Here is a 26,616-nt window from a genome sequence, read left to right as displayed (position 1 = left end):
TCATTACCCGATACCGGCGCCCGGCGCCCGCGCCGCTGCGTCATGCGGCGGCCGGCGACCGCCAACTGAAGCGAACGCCCTGCGCCCACGCGACGCCGGAATCCAGGATGATCTGCCGATCGGTCTCGTTCTCCACGCCTTCGACGACGACGTGCCGCGCGCTTTCGTGCGCAAACGCGATCAGCCGGCGAAACTGGTAGCGCCCGATCGCGTTGCGCTTGATCAGCGACAGCACCGACTTGTCGAGCTTCACGATATCGGGGTTGCCGACCACCAGGTTGTTCAGCGCGCTGAAGCCGACGCCGAAATCGTCGATCGCGAGGCGGCATCCGGCCTGGCGAAACCGATTCACGAACGACCGGCCCGCGACGGGGTTCAGCGGCCCCGTCTCGGTGATCTCGACGACCAGCCGCGCCGCGACCGACGGCTCGCGCTCGAGCCGCCTGAAGATGGCCAGCCACGCGTCGTCCACCGCCGCGCTCGCCGCCGCGATGTTGCAGCCATACACGGCCTGCGGATCGGCACGCAGCGCGTCGATCGTCCGGCCCACCACGAGCCGGTCGAACCAGCGCATCAGCCCGAGCGACTCGAGGCGCGGCAGGAACGCGAGCGGCGGCAACGCGTCGCGCGCGCCCCAGCGCAACCGCGCGAGACATTCGTGATACAGCACGCCGCCGGACAGGTCGGCGCGGCAAACCGGCTCGCGCGCGAACCCGAGCCGGCTTTCGACGAAACTGCGTACCGACGCAAGGTCGGGGTGATCGTCAGGCGCGCCGAACACGAGATCGATTTCGTCCCGATTCGCTACGCTGTTCGCCTCCAGGCGAGGTTCGACCGCATTCATCCGGCGCTCCGGCAATTGTCGGGCCGCCGATGACGGCCCGCGCTCTCGATACATGTGGCGCGCGCCGACCACGACACGCGCCACCGCCTACCCGGCCCATCCTCTTGTTTCGATCTTTTCAGGGAGCGTACTTTTCATTTCGGCGCACCGTCAAATCAGATATTGTCAACGATATTCAAATACTAGAAATACACCACGCATGCACGTCGCCGACAGTGCGGCAGGCCACACAAAACCATGGGCGATATCGCGCGCTCAAACGCTTTTGGCAAAAAATCGATTTATCGAGGGCCTCGCTTCAAAATCACGCGATCGTTATTTCGTATGATTAATATCCGATAGCGAGGCCGTATCCGGACATGTCGCCCGCATTCGCCGCGAGGCCGTGCTGGCCCCGTCACCAGCGGGCTCCCATCGGGCATTCGGTCCCCGGAGAATTCAATTTCGCCGTTTCAAACGATATTGAAAATGACCAAACAATAGTCCGCCGAAATAAAATGACAATATCAGGCCGAGCAATACGGCATTTGTCGATTGAAAGATTTTTAACGATCTTTTCGATTTGTTAACCTATAAAATGATTTCTGACGGCCTTCCCTCGGAGCCGTCAATTTCGTGCCTTCAAAAACCGTCGGATCTTCCCCGGTTCGGCGGTTTCTTTTTTACGGCATGATTTTCATCAGACATTAAAGTGGGACCCGCCGGCTGCGGCAGGCGTCACGCAAACTCAAACTCAAGCAGCCGTCGCGCCGATCAGATTGGCGAGCAGCGCGTCGTATTCGCCGACGAGCGCGGGGTTAGCCGACGTATAGCGGCCGAGGATCTCGCGCTGGCACCGCGTGTACCCTTGCCAGTCGTCGTCGTGCGTGTGCAGCGCGTGCAGCAGCGCCTGCGCACCCTGCTGCACGTCGTTGTCCGGATAGTAGTAGCCGAGATCGGGCGCGAGGCTCGCGTTGTGCACGAGCGGATAGCCCTGCCAGCACACGTCGAAATAGAAGTAGTTGAGCGGGTTCGACCATTGATGCGACACGACGATGTCGGTGAGGTCGGCCAGGAACAGCGGCGTGTCGAAGCGTCCGACGAAGCTCGCCTTGCCCGCACGCACGATGTCCAGATAGTTCATCAGCATCACGAACTCGGGGCTGTCGTGCGCGAGACGGTCGGCGTTCGTCACGTGCGTGAAGCAGATCGCATCGGGGTCGCGGCGATACGCTTCGTCGATGATCAGCATCGGGTACACGCAGAACTTCACGACGTTGTGGTTCGGCTCCATCACCGTGAGCCGCTTGCCCGGCTCGCCGCGCGGCCGGTATTCGCCGTGCTCGGGCAGCGATGCCGCACGCGCGCTCAGGAACATCGGATCCCATACGAACGGCACGACGCGCCCCGGGCAGCGACGCAGCGACTGCAGGAACGGCAGCGACGACGGCGCGATCTGCGGAATCGCCCACACCTCGTCGTAGCCGCGGTTGATGAACAGTGAATCCCACAACCGGCGGCCGAACAGCATCGACTCCATCGCGTTGATGTACTCGACGCCGCAGCAATAGCTGACGATCTTCGCGCCGCGCGCCTTCAGGTAGTCCGTCTGCGCGGCGTCGATCTGGCCGCCGAGTTCGATCACCACGTCGAGCGCATCCTTCACGTCGCCGAATGCGCGCGTGTCGAACACGGTGCGATCCCACGGCAGCGCGTCGGTGAGCGGCACGTCGGTCGTGTTGACCAGCGTCACGCGATAGCCATGCGGCGATGCCATCAACAGCTTCGCGAGAAACAGCGCGTTCTGCTTGATGCCATTGATCCACAGGCTTTCGTCGGGGGCGCGCAGACCGATCGTGATACCGATGCGCAGGCCGTTCAGGACAGGAGACGTCATCGTCGGCGGGACGGGAAATTGAATGGACGCGATGTGGCGCGCATGGCGGCGCACCCCGGGAACAACGGGTCATTCTAGCGGACTGTCGGCCGCAGGACTGTCATGGATGGTCAGCGATGGACGGGTTACAGCGCGCCCTTTGCCGAGCTGTCACATCTCCCATCGTCCGGCTTCGATTGCCGCCTCCATCATCCGGATGGTCAGCGGACGCTCCAGGATTTTGTCCCTGGCGCCGCTGCTGAACGGCGACTTGAACACTTCCACCAGAAATCGACCGAAACCCAATTTTCTGGAGGGGTAGTAATAATCCACATCGAAAGCAGAAATATCGACACCGAACGATTCCGAAAATCTCCGCATCAATCTCAACATGGCTCTGTCGGAAAGCTCAAGATCAATGCAGAGATCCGTTTCCGGGGTAATTTCAAGCTCACCCCACAACGGCGAATCAGCCTCCTCCCGCACCATCTCGATCAGACGAGCGTCCATCAAAAACGATCCTCCGGCTTGACCAGGCGATTGTACGTGACTGCAGAGCGATACATTATGATCGATACGTCGGCAGCTGTAATGATCCATCCGGCCACCGGCACCGCCCGTCCAACAAACACGCCGAGCTCCCTCGTAAATTTCACCTTGAGAAGCACGAGACTCTTGAATGAAGTTACCGTCGGAAGAATTTTGTGCTTGATTTCATAGGGGAGCAACCTCCGTGAAACCCTTGATGCGACCGATGTCCCCTTGACCGCTCCGTGGAATTTTCCTCGAGTCGGCACAAACCTTTGCCCCAATAAAATCATTGCGATCCCGACAGCATCATCGATGCCCAATTCATCACAGGCGACGTCGATCACGATCAGGCAAAACAATTCCGGCGGCGTCAGATCTCCGTGGCCCCCGTAATCATATTTGTTCGCCATTTTTATTTTCTCTCCACTCGCTCTTTTGATCATTGCGCAATGCACCGGACTGCGCATCCCGATCGTCACGGTAGCGCTGCCCATCGAGCGTGAGCAGAAAGATGCGGTGGCTTCGCTCATCCAGCGTGACATCCGGAAAGCGATCGCTGTCATTCCGTGCCTTGCTCCACGGGGGATCAGGCGAATTCGCGTTGCCGATGAAGCGGAGGAGAAGCCGTTTTCGATCTGTCAACGAGTGTTGCAACAGCCGAATCGACAAGAAACGGCGCATGTTGCGCCGCTGATCAACGGCCGGGATCGGTTGATGGCCCAGAAACCATGAAGACGTTGCACGCGCATCTTTTATTTTTTTGCATGCGATCGACGATTCGCGAGCGGACGCCCGCGCTCTCCGTGAGGGCCGGCAAGGGCCCTCACGCGCACGCCGCGATCAGTCTTCCGCCATCACCAGCAACTGCGCGCCATCCGCGACCTGATCGCCGACGCCGTACAGCACTTCCGCGACGACGCCCGTGCCCGGCGCGCCGATCGTGTGCTCCATCTTCATCGCCTCCATCACGATCAGCGGCGTGCCGGCCTCGACCTTCTGGCCCGGCTCGACCAGCACCGCGATCACCTTGCCGGGCATCGGCGCGGTCAGGCGGCCGCCGCCATGCTCGGCATCGCCCGCGTGCGCGAGCACGTTGCGCCATTCGAACGTCTCGGCGACACCCTGCGTGAACACGTGGAAACTGTCGCCGTCCGCATACACGCGGCCGCTGCTGCGCACACCGTCGAGCGTCACGTCGAAGTCGAGCGGCGTCGCGCCGCGCGTCCACGCGAACGGCTGCGCGGCCGCATCGCCGGTGGCGAGGCTCGCGTGGCCGCCATTGTCCTCGTAGGTAACCGTCACGTCCGCTTCGCGATCGGGCGCATGCCATTCGAGCGTGCGGCGATAGCCGCCGTTCAGCCGCCAGTCCGGCAGCGCATGCCACGGCGACACGCCCTGCTGCGCGGCCGCCCCGCGCTCGCGCGCGAGTAGCGCCGCGCAGGCCAGCGCCAGCGTCGCACGCGGCGACGGTTGCGGCGCGAACAGCGCATCGTGGTTGCGCTCGATCAGGCCCGTGTCGAGATTGGCGGTCGCGAACGGCTCGCTCGCGACGATCCGCTGCAGAAACGCGGCGTTCGTGTGCAGGCCGACCACTTCGCAAGCCCGCAGCGCGCGCAGCATCCTGCCGAGCGCTTCCGCGCGGTCCGCGCCGTGCACGATCAGCTTCGCGATCATCGGATCGTAGAACGGCGTGATCGCGTCGCCTTCGCGCACGCCGCTGTCGACGCGCACCGGCGCGCCGATCGCAAACTCGACGCCCTCCGGCAGCCGCAGGTGCTTCAGTGTGCCGGTGGACGGCAGGAAGCCGCGCGCGGGATTCTCCGCGTAGAGACGTGCCTCGATCGCGTGGCCCTGCACGCGCAGTTGGTCCTGCGTCAGCGGCAGCGGCTCGCCCGCTGCGACGCGCAGTTGCCACTCGACGAGATCGAGCCCGGTGACCATCTCGGTGACCGGATGCTCGACCTGCAGGCGCGTGTTCATTTCCATGAAGTAGAACGCGTCGGCCGTCATGATGAATTCGACGGTGCCCGCCCCGACGTAATGCACCGCGCGCGCGGCCGCGACGGCCGCCTCGCCCATCGCGCGACGCAGGTCGTCAGGCAGGCCCGGCGCCGGCGCTTCCTCGAGCACCTTCTGGTGACGGCGCTGCACCGAGCAGTCGCGATCGAACAGGTAGACGGTATTGCCGTGCGTGTCGCCGAACACCTGCACTTCGACGTGACGCGGGCGCGTCAGGTATTTCTCGATCAGCACGCGGGCGTTGCCGAAGCTGCTCGCGGCCTCGCGCTGGCACGACGCGAGCGCCGCCCGGAAGTCCTCCGAGCGCTCGACCACGCGCATCCCCTTGCCGCCGCCGCCCGCGCTCGCCTTCAGCAGCACCGGGTAGCCGATCTCGTCGGCTTCGCGATGCAGGTTGGCCGTGTCCTGGTCGTCGCCGTGATAGCCGGGCACGAGCGGCACCGCTGCTGCGTGCATGAGCGCCTTCGCAGCCGCCTTCGAGCCCATCGCCGCGATCGCATCGACCGGCGGCCCGATGAACACGATGCCGGCCGCTTCGCATGCGTGTGCGAAATCCTCGTTCTCCGACAGGAAGCCGTAGCCGGGATGGATGGCCTGCGCGCCGGTCGCGCGCGCGGCCTCGATGATGCGCAAGCCGCGCAGGTAGCTGTCCGCGGCCGCCGCGCCGCCGATATGCACGGCTTCGTCGCATGCGGCGACGTGCTTCGCGTTCGCGTCCGCGTCGGAATAGACGGCGACGCTCGCGATCCCGAGACGTTTGCACGTCGCGGCGACGCGGCAGGCGATTTCGCCGCGGTTGGCGATCAGAATCTTGTCGAACATGGCTTCGGTGTCGTCCGGAAAGTTATTGGCACGCCATCATTCACGCCACGAAGGCGTGCGCTTCTCGAGGAACGACGCAATCCCTTCGCGTGCTTCCGCGCCGGCGCGGGTGCGCGCGATCCAGTCGGCGGTCTGCTCGATCAGCGTCGCGTCGAGCGGCCGCCCGGCCACGTCGGCGACGAGCCGCTTGCACGCCCGCACCGCGTCGGGGCCGTTCGCGACGAGCGCCGCGGCCAGCTTCGCGACCGTTTCGTCGAGCGCGTCGGCCGGCACCGCGTCGTGAATGAAGCCGAGCGACGCGGCGCGCGCGCTGTCGAACACTTCGGCCGTCGTGAAGTAGCGGCGCGCCGCGCGCTCGCCCATCGCGCGCACGACGTACGGCGCGATCGTCGCGGGAATCAGCCCGAGCCGCGCCTCGGACAGGCAGAACTTCGCGCCGTCGGCGGCGACCGCGATGTCGGCCGCCGCGACGAGGCCCACGCCGCCCGCATACGCGTCGCCGTGCACGCGCGCGATCACCGGTTTGCCGCAGCGATGGATCGCCTCGAGCATCCGCGCGAGCTTGCGCGCATCGGCACGGTTCTCGTCGTCCGAGTAACCGGCCATCTTCTTCATCCAGTTCAGGTCCGCGCCCGCGCAGAACGCGGCGCCTTCCGCCGCGAGCACGATCGCGCGCACGCCCTCGTGCGCGTCGAGCCACTCGAACGCGGTGGTCAGCTCGGCGATCGTCGTCTCGTCGAACGCGTTGCGCACGGCGGGGCACGCGAGCGTGACGGTCGCCACGCGGTCGGCCTCGTGTACCTTGATCGTTTCGTATCGCATCGGTCAGCCCTCCCGGCCGTTACATGCGGAACACGCCGAAGCGCGTGTCCTCGATCGGCGCGTTCATCGACGCGGCGAGGCCGAGCCCCAGCACGTCGCGCGTCTGCGCGGGGTCGATCACGCCGTCGTCCCACAGCCGCGCGCTCGCGTAGTACGGATGCCCCTGGCGCTCGTACTGGTCGCGGATCGGCTGCTTGAACGCATCCTCCTCCTCGGCCGACCACGCGCCGCCCTTCGCCTCGATGCCGTCGCGGCGCACGGTGGCGAGCACCGACGCGGCCTGCTCGCCGCCCATCACCGAAATGCGCGCGTTCGGCCACATCCACAGGAAGCGCGGGCCGAACGCGCGGCCGCACATCCCGTAGTTGCCCGCACCGAACGAGCCGCCGATGATCACCGTGAACTTCGGCACCTTCGCGTTCGACACGGCCGTCACCATCTTCGCGCCGTGGCGCGCGATGCCTTCGTTCTCGTACTTGCGGCCGACCATGAAGCCCGTGATGTTCTGCAGGAACACGAGCGGAATCTTGCGCTGGCAGCACAGCTCGATGAAATGCGCGCCCTTCACGGCCGATTCGGAAAACAGGATGCCGTTGTTCGCGACGATCCCGACCGGATGGCCCCAGATGTGCGCGAAGCCCGTAACCAGCGTCGTGCCGAAGCGCGCCTTGAATTCGTCGAACTCCGAATCATCGACGATGCGTGCGATCACCTCGCGCACGTCGAACGGCTTGCGCGTGTCGACCGGAATCACGCCGTACAGGCTCTTCGCGTCGTAGCGCGGCGGCTTCGATTCGCGCAGCGCGAGCGGCGACGCGATCTTCGGCGCGAGATGACCGACGATGTTGCGCGCGATCGACAACGCATGCGCGTCGTTCTGCGCGAGATGGTCGACCACGCCCGACAGGCGCGTGTGCACGTCGCCGCCGCCGAGATCCTCGGCGCTCACTTCCTCGCCGGTCGCGGCCTTCACGAGCGGCGGCCCGCCGAGGAAAATCGTGCCCTGGTTCTTCACGATGATCGACTCGTCGCTCATTGCCGGCACGTACGCGCCGCCCGCCGTGCACGAGCCCATCACGACCGCGATCTGCGCGATCCCCGCGGCGGACATCGTCGCCTGGTTGAAGAAGATGCGGCCGAAGTGGTCGCGATCGGGAAACACGTCGTCCTGGTTCGGCAGGTTCGCGCCGCCCGAGTCGACGAGGTACACGCATGGCAGCCGGTTTTCCGCGGCGATTTCCTGTGCGCGCACGTGCTTCTTCACGGTGATCGGGTAGTAGGTGCCGCCCTTGACCGTCGCGTCGTTGCACACGATCACGCACTCGCGGCCCGCGATCCTGCCGATGCCGGTGATCACGCCCGCGCCGGGCGCGTCGTCGTTGTACATGCCGTTCGCCGCGAGCTGCGAGAACTCGAGGAACGGCGCGCCGGGATCGAGCAGTTGCGCGATCCGGTCGCGCGGCAGCAGCTTGCCGCGTGACAGGTGCTTGTCGCGCGCGGCCTGGCCGCCGCCTTGCGCGAGCTGTTCGATCTTCGCGCGCAGGTCGGCGACGACCGCCTCCAGCGCCGCGGCGTTCGTGCGGAATTCTTCCGAACGCGGGTTCAGTTTCGATTCGATGATCGGCATCGACGGGGCTCCGTTCGCGTGACGTGGGGCGTTACATCGTTTCCGCGAACAGCTCGCGGCCGATCAGCATCCGGCGGATCTCGCTCGTGCCGGCGCCGATCTCGTACAGCTTCGCATCGCGCCACAGACGACCGACCGGGTATTCGTTGATGTAGCCGTTGCCGCCGAGGATCTGGATCGCCTCGCCGGCCATCCACGTGGCCTTCTCGGCCGTATAGAGGATCACGCCCGCGCAGTCCTTGCGCACCTGGCGAATATGGTCGCTGCCCGCCGAGTCGAGATGGCGGCCGACCGCGTACAGGTACGCGCGGCATGCCTGGAACGTCGTGTACATGTCGGCGACCTTGCCCTGGATCAGCTGGAACTCGCCGATCGACTGGCCGAACTGCTTGCGGTCGTGGATATACGGGACCACCGCGTCGAGACACGCGGCCATGATGCCCGTCGGGCCGCCCGACAGCACCGCGCGCTCGTAGTCGAGGCCGCTCATCAGCACCTTCACGCCGCCGTTGAGCTGGCCGAGGATGTTTTCCTCCGGCACCTCGACGTCCTGGAACACGAGCTCGCCCGTGTGCGACCCGCGCATGCCGAGCTTGTCGAGTTTCTGCGCGACCGAGAAGCCCTTCATCCCCTTCTCGACGATGAACGCGGTGATGCCGCGCGAGCCGGCGTCGATGTCCGTCTTCGCGTAGACGACGAGCGTGTCGCAATCGGGGCCGTTGGTGATCCACATCTTCGTGCCGTTGAGCACGTAGCGGTCGCCGCGTTTGTCGGCGCGCAGCTTCATGCTGACGACGTCGGAGCCCGCGTTCGGCTCGCTCATCGCGAGCGCGCCGATGTGTTCGCCCGACACGAGCTTCGGCAGGTACTTCTGCTTTTGCGCGTCGGTGCCGTTACGGTGGATCTGGTTCACGCACAGGTTCGAGTGCGCGCCGTACGACAGGCCGATCGACGCCGATGCGCGCGAGATCTCCTCCATCGCGACCATGTGCGCGGTGTAGCCCATGTTCGCGCCGCCGTATTCCTCGGCCACCGTCATGCCGAGCACGCCGAGATCGCCGAACTTCTTCCACAGATCCATCGGAAACTGGTCGGTGCGGTCGACCTCCGCCGCGCGCGGCGTGATTTCCTTCGCCGCAAACGTCGCGACGGCGTCGCGCAGCATCTCGATGTCTTCACCGAGCATGAATTGCACGCCGGGCAGGTTGATCATGTCTCCTCCGTCTCCAGAAAGTGGGTCGCACGCGCCGATTTCTGAGTTTCGCTCAAATCGGATCAATGCGTCGATTCATTAAGCCAATACAGTGGAAATTTTGCACAGTTTCGCGCCTCGCCCAGCTTGGCGTCAATAGTTTTTTGAGTGATACTCAGATATCATCGCAGCATGACAGCCGCTCCCGCCGACACCATGACCGCAACTGCCAGACCCGACCGCGCCGAGCCATCGCGCGCACCCGCCGGGCGCAAATCCCAGCAGCGCGTGCAGGACATCCTGCGCGCCGGTCGTGAAGTGTTCGCCGAAAAGGGTTACGAGCATGCGACGGCCGCCGAGATTGCGCAGCGCGTCGGCGTGTCGGAGGCGACGGTATTCAGCTATTTCCGCGGCAAGCGCGAGCTGTGCGCACGCGTGATCGCCGATTGGTACGACGAAATCATTGCCGCGTTCGAACACGGGATGCCGGTGGAGGCGTCGGTGCAGCAGCAGTTCGCGTTCATCGTGCGCACCCACCTGCGGCTGATGCTGGTGAACGGCACGGGGCTGTGCGCGCTGGTGCTGTCGGAGGGTCGTGCGAAGCAGCATGCGCTGAGCGACGAGCTCACCGCGCTGCAGCGCCGCTACACGGCGCCGCTGATGGACGTGCTCGCGCGCGGCCAGGCAGCCGGGCAGGTACGCCGCGACATGCCGCTGAGCCTGCTGCGCTCGATGGTGTTCGGGCCGATCGAGCACGTGCTGTGGGATGCGATCCTCGGGCACCGCAAGCTCGATACGGAAACGACGGCCACGCAACTGGTCGACATGCTGTGGGCGGCCGTGCAGCCGCCCGCGCCGGAGCAGGCGGCGTTGGTGCGCTTCAGGAACGAGGTCGCGGAAGCCGTGCGGCGGCTGGAAGGGCAAGCGTCACGCGCGTGACGCAAGCGGGTTTCACCTGCCTTTATCTGCCCCGCCGCCTCTTCTACTTCATCTCGCGAAAACCGCCCGCTACGAATCCTCGCTCACCCGCAGCGGCGCGCGGCTCTGCTCGTTGTTCAGATGGACGAACTTGCGCAGCAGCCGCATCAGTTCCTCCGAATCGCCCTCTCCCATCCCGTCGAACAGGCCGGCACGCAGTTCCTTCACCGACGGAATCAGATGCGTGAGCAGCTCCACGCCCGCCGGCGTCAGCAGCAGGCGCCGCTGACGCCGCGGCAGCACTTCGCGGACGATCAATCCTTTCGCTTCGAGCCGGACCGCGAGATCCGCGGTGGTCGACGTGTCGAGCGCCACCCGCTGCGCGAGCGTCACCTGGTCGAGCCCCGGGCATTCGTAGAGCATCCGCAGGACCGCGTACTGCACCGGCGTCACGTCCCGGCCCAGCTTTTCGTAGAACATCGCAACCGCGATCTGGTGGGCGCGCCGGATCAGGTGCCCGGGTTCGTCGTACAGATCGAGCGGGAATGCCGGCGCGTCGGCGGGATTCGTTTTTTCCATGGATGAGTCGATGACATAGGCGGCGCACGCCGTTGCGTGCACCGACGGCATGGCGCTGCCTCGCGCCATTTCCCGGGAAAACCAGTATACCGCCCGCCTTGCTCCAGCCAATCTCAATGCGTACACTGAATCTCATTCAGTACACGGAATGACGACGTGCCGCGCAACGGTGGCACCGCCCTGAAGGAGACGATGAACGTGTTTCTCAAGAACGCTTGGTATGTGGCCTGCACGCCCGATGAAATCGACGGCAAGCCGCTGGGCCGCAAGATCTGCAACGAGCCGATGGTGTTTTACCGCGCGGCGGACGGCCAGGTCGCCGCGCTCGAGGACTTCTGCCCGCACCGCGGCGCGCCGCTGTCGCTGGGATTCGTGCGCGACGGCGTGCTCGTATGCGGCTATCACGGGCTGGAAATGGGCTGCAACGGCAAGGCGGCCGGCATGCCGGGCCAACGGGTCGGCGGCTTCCCGCCGATTCGCAGCTTCCCCGTCGTCGAACGGTACGGCTTCATCTGGGTGTGGCCGGGCGATGCGTCCGAAGCCGATCCCGCCAAACTGCCCACGCTGTCGTGGGCCGAGGATCCGGCGTGGGCGCACGGCGGCGGCCTGTATCACATCCGCTGCGACTACCGGCTGATGATCGACAACCTGATGGACCTCACGCACGAAACGTACGTGCATGCGACGAGCATCGGCCAGAAGGAAATCGACGAAGCCGCGCCGAAGACGACCGCCAACGGCGACGAAGTCGTCACGAGCCGCTTCATGCAGAACGTGATGCCGCCGCCGTTCTGGCGGATGGCGCTGCGCGGCAACGGGCTGGCCGACGACGTGCCGGTCGACCGCTGGCAGATCTGCCGCTTCACGCCGCCGAGCCACGTGATGATCGAAGTGGGCGTCGCGCATGCGGGCCACGGCGGCTACGACGCGCCGGCCGAGCTGAAGGCCTCGTCGATCGTGGTCGACTTCATCACGCCCGAGACGGACACCTCGATCTGGTACTTCTGGGGGATGGCGCGCAACTTCCGGCCCGACGATCACGCGCTGACCGCCGAAATCCGCGAAGGCCAGGGCAAGATCTTCGCCGAGGATCTCGAGATGCTCGAGCGCCAGCAGCTCAACCTCGAGCAGTGGCCGGAGCGCAAGCTGCTCAAGCTGAACATCGACGCCGGCGGCGTGCTGTCGCGCAAGGTGATCGATCGGCTGCTCGCCGACGAACAGGCGTCGAGCCCGCAGCGCCCGGTGATTCCGGTCGCGCAGATCAAGGAGGCGTCATGAGCGATGCGACGCTGACGGTGCGGGTCGCCCGCAAATGGCAGGAAGCGCGCGACATCTGCGGCTTCGAATTCGTCAGCGACGACGGCTCGCCGTTGCCGCGCTTCGACGCCGGCGCCCATATCGACGTGCATTTGCCGGGCGGCCTCGTGCGCCAGTACTCGCTGTGCAATCACCCGGAGCACGGCGACCGCTATCAGATTGCGGTGCTGCGCGATGCCGACGGCCGCGGCGGGTCGCGCGCCATTCACGACGAAGTCCGGCAAGGCGATACCGTGCGGATCGGCGTCCCGCGCAATCAATTCCCGCTCGCGCCCGACGCGCCGCACCACCTGTTGCTCGCGGGCGGCATCGGCGTCACGCCGATTCTCTGCATGGCGGAACGGCTGTTCTCGTCCGGCATCCCGTTCGACATGCACTACTGCGCGCGCTCGACCGACCGCATGGCCTTCGTCGAGCGGATCAACGCGGCCGGGTTCCACGACCGCACCCGCTTTCACGTCGACGACGGCGACCCCGCGCAACGCTTCGACCTCGCCGCGGTGCTCGCCGCGGCGCCTGACGGCACGCACCTGTACGTCTGCGGCCCGCGCGGCTTCATGGATGCGGTGCTGAGCGCCGCGCGCGCGCGCGACTGGGCGGACGAGCGGCTGCATTACGAGTTCTTCGGCGGCGCGGTTGCGTCGTCCGGCGCCGATCGTGCGTTCCAGGTCCGGATCGCGAGCAGCGGCAAGGTGATCGACGTGCCGGCCGAATGCACGGTCGTCGCGGCGCTGGCGGCCAACGGCGTCGAGATTCTTACGTCGTGCGAGCAAGGCGTATGCGGCACCTGCGTGACGCGCGTGCTGGAAGGCGAGCCCGATCATCGCGATTCGTATCTGACGGAAGCGGAACAAGCGGCCGGCGACCAGTTCATGCCGTGCTGTTCGCGATCGCGAACCGACCTGCTGGTACTCGATCTGTAGACGGACCGCGCGGCGCGCGGCGGAAAACCACAATACTGGAGACGATCAATGGCGCATCATGCCGCACCACTAATCAATACTACTAAGTTTCCTATCGACCGATGGTGGGTCGCCGCGCTGTCATCCGAACTGACGGACAAACCTGTCGCGCGCACATTGCTCGGCCGCCCGGTCGTGCTGTTCCGTCTGCTGTCCGGGGAAGTCGGTGCGCTGGAGGATCGCTGCTGCCACAAGTCGCTGCCGCTGTCGTGCGGCTCGCTCGAGGTGCGCGGCCTGCGCTGCGGCTATCACGGCCTGCTGTTCGACCGCGGCGGCACCTGTGTGGAGATTCCCGGCCAGGACCGGATTCCGGCGAAGGCGTGCGTGGCGTCGTATCCGGTGCGGGAACAGGACGCCATCGTGTGGATCTGGATCGGCGCCGACGCGCACGCTCAACCGACCTGCGCGCCGCCGCGCTATCCGTTCCACTCGGATCCGCACTACCGGTTCGGCGGCGGCCACTACCATTACGACGCGCCGTATCAGCTGATTCACGACAACCTGATGGACCTGAGCCACCTCGGCTATGTCCATCTGAAAACCATCGGCGGCAACGCGTCGCTGCACATGGGCGCGGAAACCCGCGTCAGCACCGACGGCGACACGGTCACACTGGTCCGCCGCATGCCCGATTCGGAACCGCCGCCGACCTACACGGCGGCATGGCCGTTCGCGGGCCGCGTCGATCGCTGGCAGGAAATCGAATTCCACGTGTCGCACATCCGGATCTGGACCGGCGCGATGGACGCCGGCACCGGCGACCTGCACGATCCGGCGCGCGGCGGCTTTCACATGCGCGGCTTCCACGGCATCACGCCCGAGACGGACACGACGACGCACTACTTCTGGACCGTCGCGACCAATCCGCAGCACGACATCGAACGCGTCGCGCGAACGGTCATCGAGCAATCCGCGGCGACGTTCGACGAGGACAAGACCGTGATCGAGGCGCAATACCGGAATCAGCTGCGGTTCCCGGGCCGCCGCCAGATCGACATTCATGTCGACGCGGGCCCCAATCGCGCGCGGCGCGTGATCGAGCGGCTGCTGCTGCAACCCGAACCCGCGTAGCCACCGCGCCGGCGCGCGTAACCCGGGCTGCCCGTCAGCCCACGCATTCGCTTTCGTCTCATTCGCGACGGCAGTGCGTCGATTTCATCTCAATCAATTAGTCATACTATTCTTATGAAGGATCTTTGACGTGAGCGCAAATATCCGCAATACGATCGACGAATCCCCGATGAGCGCGTTCCAGACGATGGCGGTCACGGCCTGCGTCGTGCTGAACATGCTCGATGGCTTCGACGTGCTGGCCATCGCGTTTGCCGCGCCGCATCTGGCAGCCGAGTGGAAACTGAGCGGCAAGGAAATCGGCCTGCTGCTGAGCGCGGGGCTGGCCGGCATGGGCATCGGCTCGGTGCTGATCGCGCCGCTGGCCGATCGCGTCGGCCGCCGCCGCATCATCCTGCTGTGCCTCGCCGTGATCTCGACCGGAATGCTGGCCTGCGCGGCCACCCACAGCACGCTGCAACTCGCGGCCGCACGTGCGTATACGGGGCTCGGCATCGGCGGCATGCTGGCGAGCCTGACCGTCATCAGCGGCGAGTACGCATCGAACAAATGGCGCAGCGCCGCGATCGGCATGCAGTCGACCGGCTACGCGATCGGCGCCACCGCCGGCGGCGTCATCGCCGGTTACCTGCTGTCGACGTGGGGATGGCGCAGCGTGTTCGCGTTCGGCGGCATCCTGACCTTGATGTCGATCCCGATGGTGCTCGCGCTGCTGCCGGAATCACTCGACTTCCTGCTGGCGCGGCGTCCGGACAACGCGCTGCCGCAAATCAACCGCATCCTCGCGAGAATGAAGCGCGCGCCGATCGACACGCTGCCGGCCGCGGCCGCTTCCATCGACACGGCGAACCCCGCGTCGAGCTGGACGGCCGTGCTGCGCGCACCGCTCGCGCGCCGCACGATCGCGCTGTGGATCGCGTTCTTTCTCGTGATGGGCAGCTTCTACTTCGTCGTGAGCTGGACGCCGAAACTGCTGGTCCAGGCCGGAATGTCGGCATCGCAGGGCGTGACCGGCGGCGTGCTGCTCAATCTCGGCGGCATCGCGGGCGCGTCGCTCTTCAGCCTGCTGTCGACGCGGTTCGCCCTGCGCAACCTGCTGGGCGCGACGCTGCTGCTGGGCGGCGTGCTGATGGTCGTGTTCGGCGCGAACACCGGCTCGCTCGGCATCGGCGTGACGGTCGCGGTGTTCCTCGGTGCAGTGATCAATGCGTGCGTGGCCGGCATGTATGCGCTGTCGCCGACGCCGTATCCGGCCGAGATCCGCACGACCGGCATTGGTCTCGCGGTCGGCATCGGCCGCCTCGGCGCGATCCTGTCGCCGATGACGGTCGGCGCGCTGCTGGACGACGGCTGGTCCGTGTCCCATCTCTATCTCGCGTTCCTCGTGCCGCTGGCCGGCGCGGCCATCGCCGTCGCCGTGGCGGGCGCGCGCGCCGCGGCACCGCACCGGCAACGCGATCCGGCGATGTCGTAACGCACGACGCCCGCAGGCTTGACCGATACCCGTCGGTAACCCGGGCAAGTCCGGGGCAATGAAAAAAACGATAAGTAGATCTACATACTGTTTGGAGACAGCCATGAAAACGAAACTGGGCGCCGCGCTCGCGACGGCGATGGCGCTGGCCGGACCGGCCTGCGCGCAAAGCAGCGTCACGCTGTACGGGATCATCGATACCGGCGTGTCCTACTACAACAACGCCGCGCACGGCGGGTCGTTCACCGGGATGCCGACGCTGACCGGCGAGGTTCCGTCACGCTGGGGCCTCAGAGGCACGGAGGATCTCGGCGGCGGCTACCAGGCCTTCTTCGTGCTCGAAAACGGCTTCCAGCCCGGCAGCGGCGCATTGAACTATGGCGGGCGCCTGTTCGGGCGGCAGGCCAACGTGGGCGTGAACAGTCCGTTCGGCGCACTGACCCTCGGCCGCCAGATGAACATGACGATGATCGTGCTGACCAATGCCGACGTGATCGGCCCGTCGATTCATTCGATGGCGGATTTCGACTCCTACCTGCCGAACGCGCGCAGCGACAATGCGATCGGCTACAAGGGCACGTTCCACGGCGTGACGCTCGGCGCGACCTACAGCTTCGGCCGCGACGCGGCCGGACCGGCTGGACCGTCGGCGACGGGCTGCGCCGGACAGGTGCCCGGCGACATCGTCGCCTGCCGGCAGTACACGGCGATGCTCGCCTATGACGCGAGCAATTTCGGGCTGGCCGCCTCGCACGACGTGATGCGCGGCGGCGGCGGCGCGCTCGCGCCGCTGAACAATTCGGCGTACACCGACACGCGCGACATCGTCGCCGGCTACGTGAAGATCGGCCCGGCGAAACTCGGCGCCGGCTGGATCCGCCGCAATCTCGCGGCGGCCGCACACCTGCAGGCCGACATCGTGTTCGCGGGCGGCACGTACTATGCAACGCCGTACCTCGCGCTCGACCTGCAGGGCGTGCGCTACCTGCAGCGTCGCGAAAGCAGCGAAGGCACGAACGCCACGCTGCTCGTCGGCCGCGCAAACTATTTCCTGTCCAAGCGGACGACCGTTTATACGTCGGTGGGCTACGTGTTCAACAGCGCCACCGCCGCCAATGCGGTAGCCGCCGGCGGCACCGTCGCGACCGGCAGCAACCAGCTCGGCGTCATGGCCGGGATTCAGCAGAAATTCTGACGCCCCGCACAGCGCCGGTCCGGGCGGCTCGCCGCCGCCCGCGAACCGCGCGTGCCGGAGTCAGCCCTCCAGCCGGCAATGCGCGAGCTTCAGCCCCGGCAACACGGGCGCATCGATATAGCCTTCGTTCACGCAGCTGAAGCGGAAATTCGCGGACGCCGTGAACGGCTTGATCTCGCCGCCGGGGAATTTCGGTTTCAGCGCAGCCTGATCGGCCACGTCAAAGTGAGTGTCGAACTGCTCGCCGTCGGTCGTCAGCGCGCCGAAGTACGTGCCGCCCGGGACGCTGCCCATCCGGATCACGGCGCCGACGAATACGAGGCGCTTGCCGTCGTACTTCGTCTTCGCGGCGGCCATGTCCCGCGTGTAGGCCTCGATCACGGCGCCGTAATGCGCGTCGATCGCGGGCTCGGCAGCCGAAGCCGCGCAAGCGGTCTGCTGAATGCCCGCCAGCAGCGCGCAGGCTGCAAGCGTCACCGCCGCGAACGGCGTGGAAAACTTGTTCATGGGTGGTCTCCCCTCTAGCGTGGTGATTGAAGTGATTGAAGCCCGGCGCTACGCCGGATGAATTCGCTTCCGTTGCTTTATTCGTTCGAATGGCGGAACACGGCTGCGATCACTTCATCACCCGCACGGTCGACCGCGCTGCACGCGACGTGACAGGAAGATGACATGGTGCGGCCCCCGGCTCTCATTGGATTTCACTGCGTCTGATTTTGGCCGCTACGGTAGCAGACGGCCGACGGCCCGGCAATCGCGGTTCACGGTCCGTATCGGCCTCGTTACAATTGCAAACGATTCTCATTACCTATATCATGCGCATCCTGCCGCAGCGGCGCAGTGAAGCGCTGCGGCCTGTGCCTCCGTCCTTAGCACTCCGTCACTCATCGATTCATGCCATCCCGTCGAACGCCCCGCCGCGCGCGGACCTTGCGCCCGTGGCTCGCGAGCCTGCCTGCCCTGATCACCCTTTGCGTCGCCAGCGGCGCGCATGCCGAGGCGGAGCCCGCCCAGGCGGCATCCGCGCCCGCACCGGCATCCATATCGCCGCCCGAACGCGAACTGCCGACGATCAGCGTCAACGCATCGGCGGTCGCCGATCCGACCGTCGGCTATCAGCCGCGCACCAGCAGCATCGCCGGCGGCGACGCGCGCCCCATCAAGGAGATCCCGCAATCGGTCGCCGTGGTCAGCAGCAGCGTGATGCAGGACCAGCAGGCGCGCTCGCTCGATGACGTGCTCGGCAACATCAGCGGCATCACGCAGACCAACACGCTCGGCGGCACGCGCGACGCGTTCATCAAGCGTGGTTTCGGTTCGAACAACGACGGCTCCGTGCTCGTCGACGGGGTCCGCACGCCGGTGCTGCACAGCTATCTCGCGACGATCGATCGCGTCGAAGTGCTGAAGGGCCCGGCTTCGCTGCTGTACGGGATGCAGGACCCGGGCGGCGTGATCAACCTCATCACGCGCAAGCCGGAGGACACGTTCGGCGGCTCGATCTCCGCATCGCGCACGAGCCACGGCGGCAGCAGCGCGCAGTTCGACCTGACGGGCCCGCTCGGCAAGCCGGGGCAGGTCGCGGGCGGCACGCTCGCGTTCCGGCTCACCGGCGAATACGACACGAGCCGCTACTGGCGCAGCTTCGGCCGCGAACGCAACGCGCTGATCGCGCCCGCGCTGTCGTGGCACGACGCGAACACGTCGATCGACGTCAGCTACCAGTACGTCGACTACACGATGCCGTTCGATCGCGGCACCGTGCTCGTGAACGGCCGCCCCGACGATGCGCTGCGCTATCGCCGCTACGACGAACCGTGGGCGCAAAGCAGCGGGATCCAGGAAACGCTGCGGGCGCGCGTCGAGCACCGCTTCTCCGACGCGTGGCGCGTACGCGCGACGTACGGCTGGGGCCGCGACCGCTACGATCAGTACATCGCCCGCGGCACCGCCTTCAACAGCGCGACCGGCGCGATGACGCGCACGGCCGACGCCAACCTCGGGCGTAACGACTCCGACCAGATCGCGACGCTCGGCCTGCTCGGCAACCTGACGCTCGCGGGGATGAATCACGCGCTCTACATCGGTGGCGAATACGAACGGCAGCGCAGCTTCCGCGGCGACACGATCCGCGGCAAGGCGATCAAGGGCTTCGATCTCTACGATCCCGTCTATGGCCTGCTTGCGCCGGGCGGCACGCCGAACGCGAAGCAAAGCGATTCGCGGTCGTTGGTCCACACGTATTCGATGATCGTGCAGGACTCGGTGAAGATCACCGACCGGCTCACCGCGGTCGGCGGGCTGCGCTGGGAAGACTGGCAGCAGGAATCGGGGATGGGGCGGCCGTTCGCATTCGCCGACCGCTCGCACGGCAACGTGTGGCTGCCGCAGTTCGGGCTCGCGTATGCGCTCACGCCGTCGCTGACCGCGTATGCGAACGTGAGCCGCTCGTTCAAGGCGAACGTCGCGTCGAATGTCACGTCACCGCTCGCGCCGGAATTCGGCCGCGTGCTGGAAGCCGGCCTGAAGTTCAACCTGAAGCCGGGCATCACCGGCACGCTCGCGGCCTACCAGATCGACAAGCGCAACGTCGCGGTAACAGTAGGCGACATCACGTCGACGATCGGCACCGCGCGCTCGCGCGGGATCGAACTCGACGTCGCGGGGCAGCTCACGCAGCACCTGAGCCTGATCGGCAGCTACGCGTACACGAACGCGAACGATCGCGACAGCAACACGTCGCTCGTCAACGTCGCGCGTCACACCGGCAGCCTGTTCGCCGTGTATGACACGGCGCTCGCGAACCTGCCCGGCCGCTGGCGCTTCGGCGGCGGCGCGCGGCTCGTCGGCGCACGGCCCGGCGACACCGCGAACAGCTTCACGCTGCCCGGCTACGTGACCGTCGATGCATTCGCGGCCTACGAAACGACGATCGGCAAGTTCCCGACGCGCATCCAGCTCAACGTGAAGAACCTGCTCGACAAGACCTACTATCCGTCGAGCAACAGCAACCTGATCGTCGCGGTCGGCGAGCCGCGGCTCGTCACGCTGACGACGACGGTCTCGTTCTGACACACCGTCGCACCGGCCGGGGCGCGCGACACGCGCGACGCACGCGACGCGCGCCGGCCGGCGACACGAACCGGTATGAACTGAACGCGCGATCAGCCGCCCGCGAAATCGAGCAGGATCTTGCAGCTTTCCGCGGGATTTCGCTCGGCCATCTCGAACGCCTGCGCGACGTCGCGAAAGCCGACCTTGTGCGTGACGATGTGCTCAGGCTCGATCAGCCCGCGAGCAATCCAGTCGATCACCTGCGGGAACATCGCGCAGTTGAGCCGCGATGCGGCGAGCGTCAGCTCCTTCTTCGTCAGCTCGGCCTGCACGATCGCCGACGGCTCCGACGAAAACCCGAGCACGCCGATCCGGCCGGCCGGCGCGGCGATCGTCACGGCCTCCTCGAGAATCGACGGATGGCAGACTGCATCGAAGATCAGCGTCGGGCCGCCATCGACACCGCGCTTGGCCAGCGCGTCGGGCAGCGGCTCGACGCTCGTGTTGATGATCTCGTCCTCCGCCGCGCCGCACTTGCGCGCGAGCTGCAGCCGCGCGTCGAGCCGGTCGGTGATGAACGCGCGAATGCCGTACACGCGCTTGAGCACCTGCAGGATCGTCAGCCCGACGGTGCCGGCGCCGTAGATCAGCGCGACATCGCCCGGCAGCACGCAGGTGCGCGACGTCGCGTTCGCGGCCACCGCGAACGGTTCGACGATCGCCGCGCAGGTATCGGCGATCGCGTCCGGAATCCGGTACGCATTGCCGGCCGGCACGCACGTGTACTGGCTGAAGCCGCCGTCACGATGCACGCCGAGCACGCTCAGGTGCCGGCACACGTTGCGCCGGCCGATCGTGCACGCGTGGCAATGCCCGCAGCTGATCACCGGATCGACCGCGACGGTCTCGCCGAGCCGCGCGGCATCGACGCCCGCGCCGACCGATTCGATCGTGCCGACGAATTCATGGCCAATGATGCGCGGGTACGACACGAACGGATTCTTGCCGTGAAAGATGTGCAGGTCCGACCCGCAGATGCCCGCATAGCGCACCTTCACGCGCACCTCGCCGGCGGCGGGCACGGGCAGCGGCACTTCACGCACGCCCATGCTATTCGGACGATCGACAACGACGCTCAACATTTCGGTTCTCTCCTTCGGATCTTCGCGGCTCACCAGTTCCACATCGAGCCGTCGCGCAGCCGCGCGACCGGCAGGTACGCGCGCTCGTACGGATATTTCGCGGCCAGCGTCTCGTCGATATCCACGCCGAGGCCCGGCACGTCGTCCATCACGAGATAGCCGTCCTCGAAGCGGTAGTTGTGCGGAAACACTTCATCGGTCAGCGCGCTGTGCGGCATCAGCTCCTGGATGCCGAAGTTCGGCGCCCACAGCCCGAAGTTCACGGCCGCCGCCATGCAGACGGGCGACAGGTCCGTCGCGCCGTGGAAGCCGGTGCGCACCTGGTACATCGCCGCGTAATCGGCGATGCGCCGCACGTGCGTGATGCCGCCCGCGTGCACGATCGTCGCGCGGATGTAGTCGATCAGCTGATCGCGGATCAGGTCCTTGCAATCCCAGATCGAGTTGAACACCTCGCCGACCGCGAGCGGCGTCGTCGTGTGCTGGCGGATCAGGCGGAATGCGTCCTGGTTCTCCGCGGGCGTCGCGTCCTCCAGCCAGAACAACCGATGCGGCTCGAGGTCACGGCCGAGCCGCGCGGCCTCGATCGGCGTGAGCCGGTGATGCGCGTCGTGCAGCAGGTGCGGCGCATCGCCGACCGCGTCGCGCACCTTGCGGAACAGTTCCGGCGTGTGACGCAGGTAGAGCGCGGTGTCCCACGGCTCCTCGGGCGGCAGCCCCTTCTCGGCTGGCTCGTACGCGCCGGCCGTCTTGCCGACGCCGTACACCTTGTCGAGCCCCGGCACGCCCGATTGCACGCGGATCGCGCGATAGCCGGCCTCGATGTGCGCACGCACCGCGTCGACCGCTTCGTCGTGATCGCGCCCGTTCGCGTGGCCGTACACCATCAGGCCGTCGCGGCTCTTGCCGCCGAGCAGCCGGTAGACGGGCATCCCCGCGAGCTTGCCCAGGATGTCCCACAGCGCCATGTCGATCGCGGCGATCGCCGTCATCGTCACGGGCCCGCGCCGCCAGTACGCGCCGCGATACAGGTATTGCCAGATGTCCTCGATGTTGCGCGGGTCGCGGCCGACGAGGCACGGGAACACGTGGTCTTCCAGGTACGCGCGCACCGCGAGCTCGCGCCCGTTGAGCGTCGCGTCGCCGAGGCCGTGGACGCCCTCGTCGGTCACGATCTTCACCGTCACGAAGTTCCGGCCCGGACACGTGACGATGGTCTGCAAGCGTTCGATTTTCACTGCGCTCCTCCAGCGGGCGATTCGGATGTCAGTCGACAAAGTAATGGGGCGCGCGGCTGCGCACGTCCGGCAGGTGCGATCCGATCCGGTCGACGTGCGCCGCGACCGACGCGCCGAGCAGCGCCATGTTGCGCGACGCGATGTGCGCGAGGATCTGTTCGTGTTCCTGCAGCGCGCGGCGCGCGTGATCCTCGACGCGATCGAGCAGCAGCCAGCGCACCCGGTCGAACTGGCGCTTCATCGGCTGCAGCATTTCCCACACGTGCGGCCGGCCCGCGAACGCGAACATCCGCCCGTGCATCGCCTCGTCGAGATCGAAGAACGCTTCGACATCGCCGGCGGCCACCGCGTCACGCTGCGCGTCGATGATCCGCGACAGCTCCGCGAGCTGCGCCGGCGTGATCTTCTGCGCGAGCTCGACGTGGTTCGCGCATTCGAGCGTGCTGCGCGCGAAGCGCCCTTCCTCGAGAATCGACACCGGGATCGGCGCGACCAGCGTGCCGACCTTGCGGATGATCTGCACGAGCCGCTCGTCGGCGAGCTGCGCGAACGCCTCGCGCACCGGCGTGCGGCTGACCTTGATCGTCGTGGAGATCACCGCCTCCGACAGCGCGGTGCGCGGCGGCAGCGCGCCGCGCACGATCGCGTGGCGCAGCAGCGCATGCACCTGCTCCGTATATGACCGGCTCTCGTCCAGCGAGAACCCCTGCAACGCCGTGACGACGACGTCCGCTTCTTCCAGTACTGCCGTTTCGCTCATGGTGCGATTGATCCGCCTCGATATCGATAACTACCATGGTACAGAACCGGCCGAATTCCGGCGATTTAGCGTTTACACCGATAACTTCGCGGGGAAACTCGAAATAACCTGCACGCATTCGACCATCTACCATGGTACGCATCACACCTGATCCCTATGTCATCCACCCCCGATTTCCTGCGCACCGCGCCGCCCGGCACGCGCCGCCCCTGTTATGACCGGCGGGCGCTCCGCACCGGCATCGTCCATCTCGGCCTCGGCGCGTTCCATCGCGCGCATCAGGCGCTGCATACGGAAACGGTGCTGGAACAGGGCGATCTGCGCTGGGGGATCGTCGGCGTCGAGCTGCGCCGGCGCCATACCGTCGACCTGCTCGCCGCGCAGGATCACCTGTACTCGGTGACCGAACGCGACGGCCACGGCGCACGCACGCGCATCGTCGGCGCGGTGCACGGCGCGCTGTTCGCGCCCGAATCGCTGCCCGCGCTACTGGCGCTGATCGCCGATCCGGCCGTGTCGATCGTCAGCCTGACCGTGACCGAGAAAGGCTATTGCCGACGCCCCGGCGGCGGTCTCGATACCGACGACCCCGCGATTCGCCAGGATCTCGCGACGCCCGACGCGCCGCGCACCGCGCTCGGCGTGATCGCGGCCGGCCTGCGCCGGCGGCCGGCGCATGCCCCGCTGACCGTCGTGTGCTGCGACAACATGACGTCGAACGGCGACACGCTGCGCGCGCTGCTGATCGACTATGCGGAACACATCGACGGCGCGCTCGCGCGGCGCATCCGCGACGACGTCGCGTTCCCGAACAGCATGGTCGACCGGATCGTGCCGGCCGCGACGCCCGAATCGCTCGACTGGGCGCATGCGCATCTCGGCGCGCGCGACGCGGCCGCGATCGTCTGCGAGCCGTTCTCGCAATGGGTGATCGAGGATCGCTTCGCCGGCCCGCGCCCGCGCTGGGAAGACGCCGGCGCGCACCTCGTCGGCGACGTGCGGCCCTACGAAACGATGAAGCTGCGGTTGCTGAACGGCTCGCATTCGGCGATCGCGTATGCGGGGCAGTTGCGCGGCCGCGCGACCGTGTCCGACGCGATGGCCGATCCGGCGATCGCGGCGCTCGTCGACGGCGTGATGACGCGCGACCTGCTCGCGACCGTCGACGTGCCGTCCGGTTACGACGCGCATGGCTATTGCGCGACGCTCGTGCAGCGCTTCCGCAATCCGACGCTCGCGCATCGCACCGAACAGATCGCGATGGACGGCACGCAGAAGGTGCCGCTGCGCTGGCTGCCGGCGCTCGGCGAAAGCGCGGCGACCGGTGTCGAGCGTCCCTACCTGGAACGCGCGCTGGCGCTCTGGCTGCACTACGTCGCCACCGCGCGCGACGAGTCGGGCCGGCCGCTCGCGATCAACGATCCGGGCGCGGCCGCGCTCGGCGCGACGCTCGCGGCGGCCGGCGATGCAACCGGCGCGGTTCGCGCAGCGCTCGGCAGCAGTGCACTCGCCGGTTCGACCGTGTGGCCCGAGGCGTTGATCGCGCGTATCGGCGCGCATCTGTCGACGCTGCGCACGCACGGCACCGACGCGCTGCTCGCGCCGTTGCACGCACGCTGAACGAACGCTCACCACGGTTCGCCGCAACCTAAGCGAACCGCGCAATGCCCCTGCCCGCCGACGGCAATCCCGACGCGGCGAACGATCGACACGACATGACGGCCGGCCCACCGGCACGAAGGAGACAGACAATGAAGCAGAAGTCGCAGGCGTGGTTCACGGTGTTCCTGCTGTTCCTGGTGTACGGGATCAACTATCTCGACCGTGTGGCGCTGTCGATCGTCGCGCCGATCGTGCAGACCGATCTCGGCATCGATGCCGCGCAGATGGGCCTCGTGTTCAGCACGTTCTTCATCGGCTACGCGCTGTTCAATTTCATCGGCGGGCTCGCGTCCGACCGGCTCGGGCCGAAGCTCGTGTACGTGCTGTCGGTCGGACTGTGGTCGGTGTTCTGCGGGATGACGGCGCTCACTGTCGGCTTCGTGAGCCTGCTGATCGTGCGGCTGCTGTTCGGCATGGCCGAAGGGCCGCTGTGCTCGGCCGCGAACAAGATGGTCAACAACTGGCTGCCGCGCGACGGCGCCGCGACCGCGATGGGCCTGCTCAGCGCCGGCTCGCCGCTCGGCGGCGCGATCGCCGGGCCGATCGTCGGCCTGCTGGCCGCGCAGTTCGGCTGGCGGCCGGCCTTCTGGATCGTGTGCGCGATCGGGCTCGCGTGGGTCGTCGTGTGGATGATGTCGACGTCGGACCGTCCGGCCGCGCCGGTCGGCGACGCATCGGACGCGCGTGCTGCGACGCGTGCGGCATCGCCCGCCCACGCGCCCGCGGCGGCCGCCGCAACGCCGGCGCATACGCTGTCGCACTACGTGCGCCAGCCGCGCATCATCGCGACGGCCGCCGCGTTCTTCAGCTACAACTACGTGCTGTTCTTCTTCCTGAGCTGGTTCCCGAGCTACCTCGTGCGTGCGCACCATCTGAACATCAAGGAGATGAGCGTCGCCACCGTCGTGCCCTGGCTCGTCGGCACGGTCGGCCTCGCGTGCGGCGGCGCGATCTCGGACGCGCTGTACCGGCTCACCGGCAACCTGCTGCTGTCGCGCAGGATCGTGCTCGTCACCTGCCTGCTCGGCGCGGGCGCGTGCGTGGCCGTCGCGGGCGCCGTGCAGTCGACGCAGGGCGCGGTCGCACTGATGTCGGTGTCGCTGTTCTTCCTGTACGTGACGGGCGCGATCTACTGGGCGATCGTGCAGGACGTCGTGCATCCGGCCCGCGTGGGCGGCGTCAGCGGCTTCCTGCATTGCATGGGCAGCCTGTCGGGCGTGATCGGGCCGGCCGTGACCGGCTTCATCGTCGAGCGCAGCGGCTCGTTCGCGTCCGCGTTCGTGCTGGCCGGCGCGATCGCCCTCACGGGCGCGGTGCTGGCCGGCGTGTTCGTGCGCAACGCGCGACCGTCGAACGTGCTGCGGGAACGCACCGTGCACTGACTTTCCACGGCTGACGAAGGCCGCGCGGCGCCGCATGAACCGGCGCCGCGCGGCCTTGTCGTTTGCGTCAATCATCGCCCCCTCGAATATCTCCCATCCGATATCGCGATTTCCGGTATCGATCGCGCGCCCCTAGACTGGCTACGCGAT

23 protein-coding genes are annotated in these 26,616 nt (G+C 66.8%); 10 read left to right on the top strand and 13 right to left on the bottom strand.

Annotation, left to right across the window (positions count from 1 at the left end; genetic code table 11):
- Positions 1–40: 40 nt before the first annotated feature.
- The 4 genes from SB771_RS32315 to SB771_RS32300 form a co-directional block, all read right to left on the bottom strand.
- Positions 41–844, bottom strand: a complete 804-nt coding sequence (locus tag SB771_RS32315; RefSeq protein ID WP_175658746.1) for an EAL domain-containing protein — start codon at positions 842–844, stop codon at positions 41–43.
- A gap of 733 nt (positions 845–1,577) precedes the next feature.
- Positions 1,578–2,720, bottom strand: coding sequence for a DUF2827 domain-containing protein (locus tag SB771_RS32310; protein WP_175658745.1), 1,143 nt, complete (start codon positions 2,718–2,720; stop codon positions 1,578–1,580).
- Between the two features lie 150 nt (positions 2,721–2,870).
- Positions 2,871–3,209, bottom strand: a complete 339-nt coding sequence (locus SB771_RS32305) for a DUF1493 family protein (protein WP_012366809.1) — start codon at positions 3,207–3,209, stop codon at positions 2,871–2,873.
- The gene (locus SB771_RS32300; RefSeq protein WP_012366810.1) at positions 3,209–3,640 is read right to left on the bottom strand and encodes an STM2901 family protein; all 432 of its coding nucleotides are present in this window, start codon (positions 3,638–3,640) and stop codon (positions 3,209–3,211) included. The genes SB771_RS32305 and SB771_RS32300 overlap by 1 nt, the downstream gene beginning before the upstream one ends.
- On the opposite strand from SB771_RS32300, the gene SB771_RS32295 reads away from it, so the two are divergent.
- Entirely contained in the window at positions 3,630–3,962 is a 333-nt protein-coding gene (locus SB771_RS32295) for a hypothetical protein (protein ID WP_175658744.1), read from the top strand. The genes SB771_RS32300 and SB771_RS32295 overlap by 11 nt on opposite strands.
- A gap of 108 nt (positions 3,963–4,070) precedes the next feature.
- On the opposite strand, the gene SB771_RS32290 is transcribed toward SB771_RS32295, so the two are convergent.
- The 4 genes from SB771_RS32290 to SB771_RS32275 are packed head-to-tail and all read right to left on the bottom strand — an operon-like array spanning position 4,071 to position 9,733.
- Complete coding sequence (locus SB771_RS32290; RefSeq protein ID WP_175658743.1) at positions 4,071–6,071, bottom strand: acetyl/propionyl/methylcrotonyl-CoA carboxylase subunit alpha; 2,001 nt, start codon at positions 6,069–6,071, stop codon at positions 4,071–4,073.
- Positions 6,072–6,107: 36 nt separating this feature from the next.
- Positions 6,108–6,893 carry an enoyl-CoA hydratase/isomerase family protein gene (locus SB771_RS32285; RefSeq protein WP_175658742.1) on the bottom strand — a complete coding sequence of 262 codons (786 nt, stop codon included), beginning with the start codon at positions 6,891–6,893 and terminating at the stop codon, positions 6,108–6,110.
- A 19-nt stretch (positions 6,894–6,912) separates the two neighbouring features.
- Positions 6,913–8,520, bottom strand: coding sequence for a carboxyl transferase domain-containing protein (locus SB771_RS32280; protein ID WP_175658741.1), 1,608 nt, complete (start codon positions 8,518–8,520; stop codon positions 6,913–6,915).
- Positions 8,521–8,551: 31 nt separating this feature from the next.
- Positions 8,552–9,733 (bottom strand): isovaleryl-CoA dehydrogenase, encoded by a 1,182-nt coding sequence (locus SB771_RS32275; protein WP_175654252.1) that lies wholly within the window; start codon positions 9,731–9,733, stop codon positions 8,552–8,554.
- A gap of 171 nt (positions 9,734–9,904) precedes the next feature.
- Between SB771_RS32275 and SB771_RS32270 the strand changes: the two genes are divergently transcribed.
- Positions 9,905–10,651: a TetR/AcrR family transcriptional regulator gene (locus SB771_RS32270; RefSeq protein ID WP_043173145.1), complete on the top strand. Its 747-nt coding sequence runs from the start codon at positions 9,905–9,907 to the stop codon at positions 10,649–10,651.
- A 69-nt stretch (positions 10,652–10,720) separates the two neighbouring features.
- Here SB771_RS32270 and SB771_RS32265 read toward each other — a convergent pair whose 3' ends face one another.
- Positions 10,721–11,209: a MarR family winged helix-turn-helix transcriptional regulator gene (locus SB771_RS32265; protein ID WP_041491688.1), complete on the bottom strand. Its 489-nt coding sequence runs from the start codon at positions 11,207–11,209 to the stop codon at positions 10,721–10,723.
- Between the two features lie 198 nt (positions 11,210–11,407).
- On the opposite strand from SB771_RS32265, the gene SB771_RS32260 reads away from it, so the two are divergent.
- The 5 genes from SB771_RS32260 (at position 11,408) to SB771_RS32240 (ending at position 17,228) form a co-directional block, all read left to right on the top strand.
- Entirely contained in the window at positions 11,408–12,487 is a 1,080-nt protein-coding gene (locus tag SB771_RS32260) for an aromatic ring-hydroxylating oxygenase subunit alpha (RefSeq protein ID WP_175705173.1), read from the top strand.
- Positions 12,484–13,449 (top strand): PDR/VanB family oxidoreductase, encoded by a 966-nt coding sequence (locus tag SB771_RS32255; protein ID WP_175658740.1) that lies wholly within the window; start codon positions 12,484–12,486, stop codon positions 13,447–13,449. Before SB771_RS32260 ends, SB771_RS32255 begins: the two co-directional genes overlap by 4 nt.
- Before the next feature lie 48 nt (positions 13,450–13,497).
- A complete protein-coding gene (locus SB771_RS32250; RefSeq protein ID WP_175658739.1) occupies positions 13,498–14,559 on the top strand; it encodes an aromatic ring-hydroxylating dioxygenase subunit alpha in 1,062 nt (353 codons plus the stop codon).
- A 130-nt stretch (positions 14,560–14,689) separates the two neighbouring features.
- Positions 14,690–16,033, top strand: a complete 1,344-nt coding sequence (locus SB771_RS32245; RefSeq protein ID WP_175658738.1) for an MFS transporter — start codon at positions 14,690–14,692, stop codon at positions 16,031–16,033.
- Positions 16,034–16,136: 103 nt separating this feature from the next.
- Positions 16,137–17,228, top strand: a complete 1,092-nt coding sequence (locus tag SB771_RS32240) for a porin (RefSeq protein WP_175658737.1) — start codon at positions 16,137–16,139, stop codon at positions 17,226–17,228.
- A gap of 60 nt (positions 17,229–17,288) precedes the next feature.
- Here the strand turns inward: SB771_RS32240 and SB771_RS32235 are convergent, their stop codons facing one another.
- Entirely contained in the window at positions 17,289–17,735 is a 447-nt protein-coding gene (locus SB771_RS32235) for a hypothetical protein (RefSeq protein WP_175658736.1), read from the bottom strand.
- A gap of 387 nt (positions 17,736–18,122) precedes the next feature.
- Between SB771_RS32235 and SB771_RS32230 the strand changes: the two genes are divergently transcribed.
- The gene (locus tag SB771_RS32230) at positions 18,123–20,300 is read left to right on the top strand and encodes a TonB-dependent siderophore receptor (RefSeq protein WP_175658735.1); all 2,178 of its coding nucleotides are present in this window, start codon (positions 18,123–18,125) and stop codon (positions 20,298–20,300) included.
- 92 nt (positions 20,301–20,392) lie between these two features.
- On the opposite strand, the gene SB771_RS32225 is transcribed toward SB771_RS32230, so the two are convergent.
- Genes SB771_RS32225 through SB771_RS32215 form a run of 3 tightly spaced genes read right to left on the bottom strand, consistent with a single transcriptional unit; the run spans position 20,393 to position 23,422 of the window.
- A complete protein-coding gene (locus SB771_RS32225) occupies positions 20,393–21,424 on the bottom strand; it encodes a Zn-dependent oxidoreductase (protein WP_175658734.1) in 1,032 nt (343 codons plus the stop codon).
- Positions 21,425–21,453: 29 nt separating this feature from the next.
- Positions 21,454–22,662, bottom strand: coding sequence for a D-mannonate dehydratase ManD (gene manD / locus SB771_RS32220; RefSeq protein WP_175658733.1), 1,209 nt, complete (start codon positions 22,660–22,662; stop codon positions 21,454–21,456).
- Between the two features lie 28 nt (positions 22,663–22,690).
- Complete coding sequence (locus tag SB771_RS32215; RefSeq protein WP_126226031.1) at positions 22,691–23,422, bottom strand: GntR family transcriptional regulator; 732 nt, start codon at positions 23,420–23,422, stop codon at positions 22,691–22,693.
- Between the two features lie 156 nt (positions 23,423–23,578).
- Here SB771_RS32215 and SB771_RS32210 point away from each other — a divergent pair, with 156 nt between their 5' ends.
- Both SB771_RS32210 and SB771_RS32205 read left to right on the top strand, forming a co-directional pair.
- Complete coding sequence (locus SB771_RS32210) at positions 23,579–25,042, top strand: mannitol dehydrogenase family protein (protein ID WP_410721238.1); 1,464 nt, start codon at positions 23,579–23,581, stop codon at positions 25,040–25,042.
- Positions 25,043–25,173: 131 nt separating this feature from the next.
- A complete protein-coding gene (locus SB771_RS32205) occupies positions 25,174–26,466 on the top strand; it encodes an MFS transporter (protein WP_175658732.1) in 1,293 nt (430 codons plus the stop codon).
- Positions 26,467–26,616 lie beyond the last annotated feature (150 nt).

This window comes from Burkholderia sp. SIMBA_051 (assembly GCF_046534915.1).
In the GTDB taxonomy this organism is placed as follows: domain Bacteria; phylum Pseudomonadota; class Gammaproteobacteria; order Burkholderiales; family Burkholderiaceae; genus Burkholderia; species Burkholderia ambifaria.
Note: the sequence above shows the minus strand (reverse complement) of the source record. Positions and strands in the feature narration are given on the sequence as shown.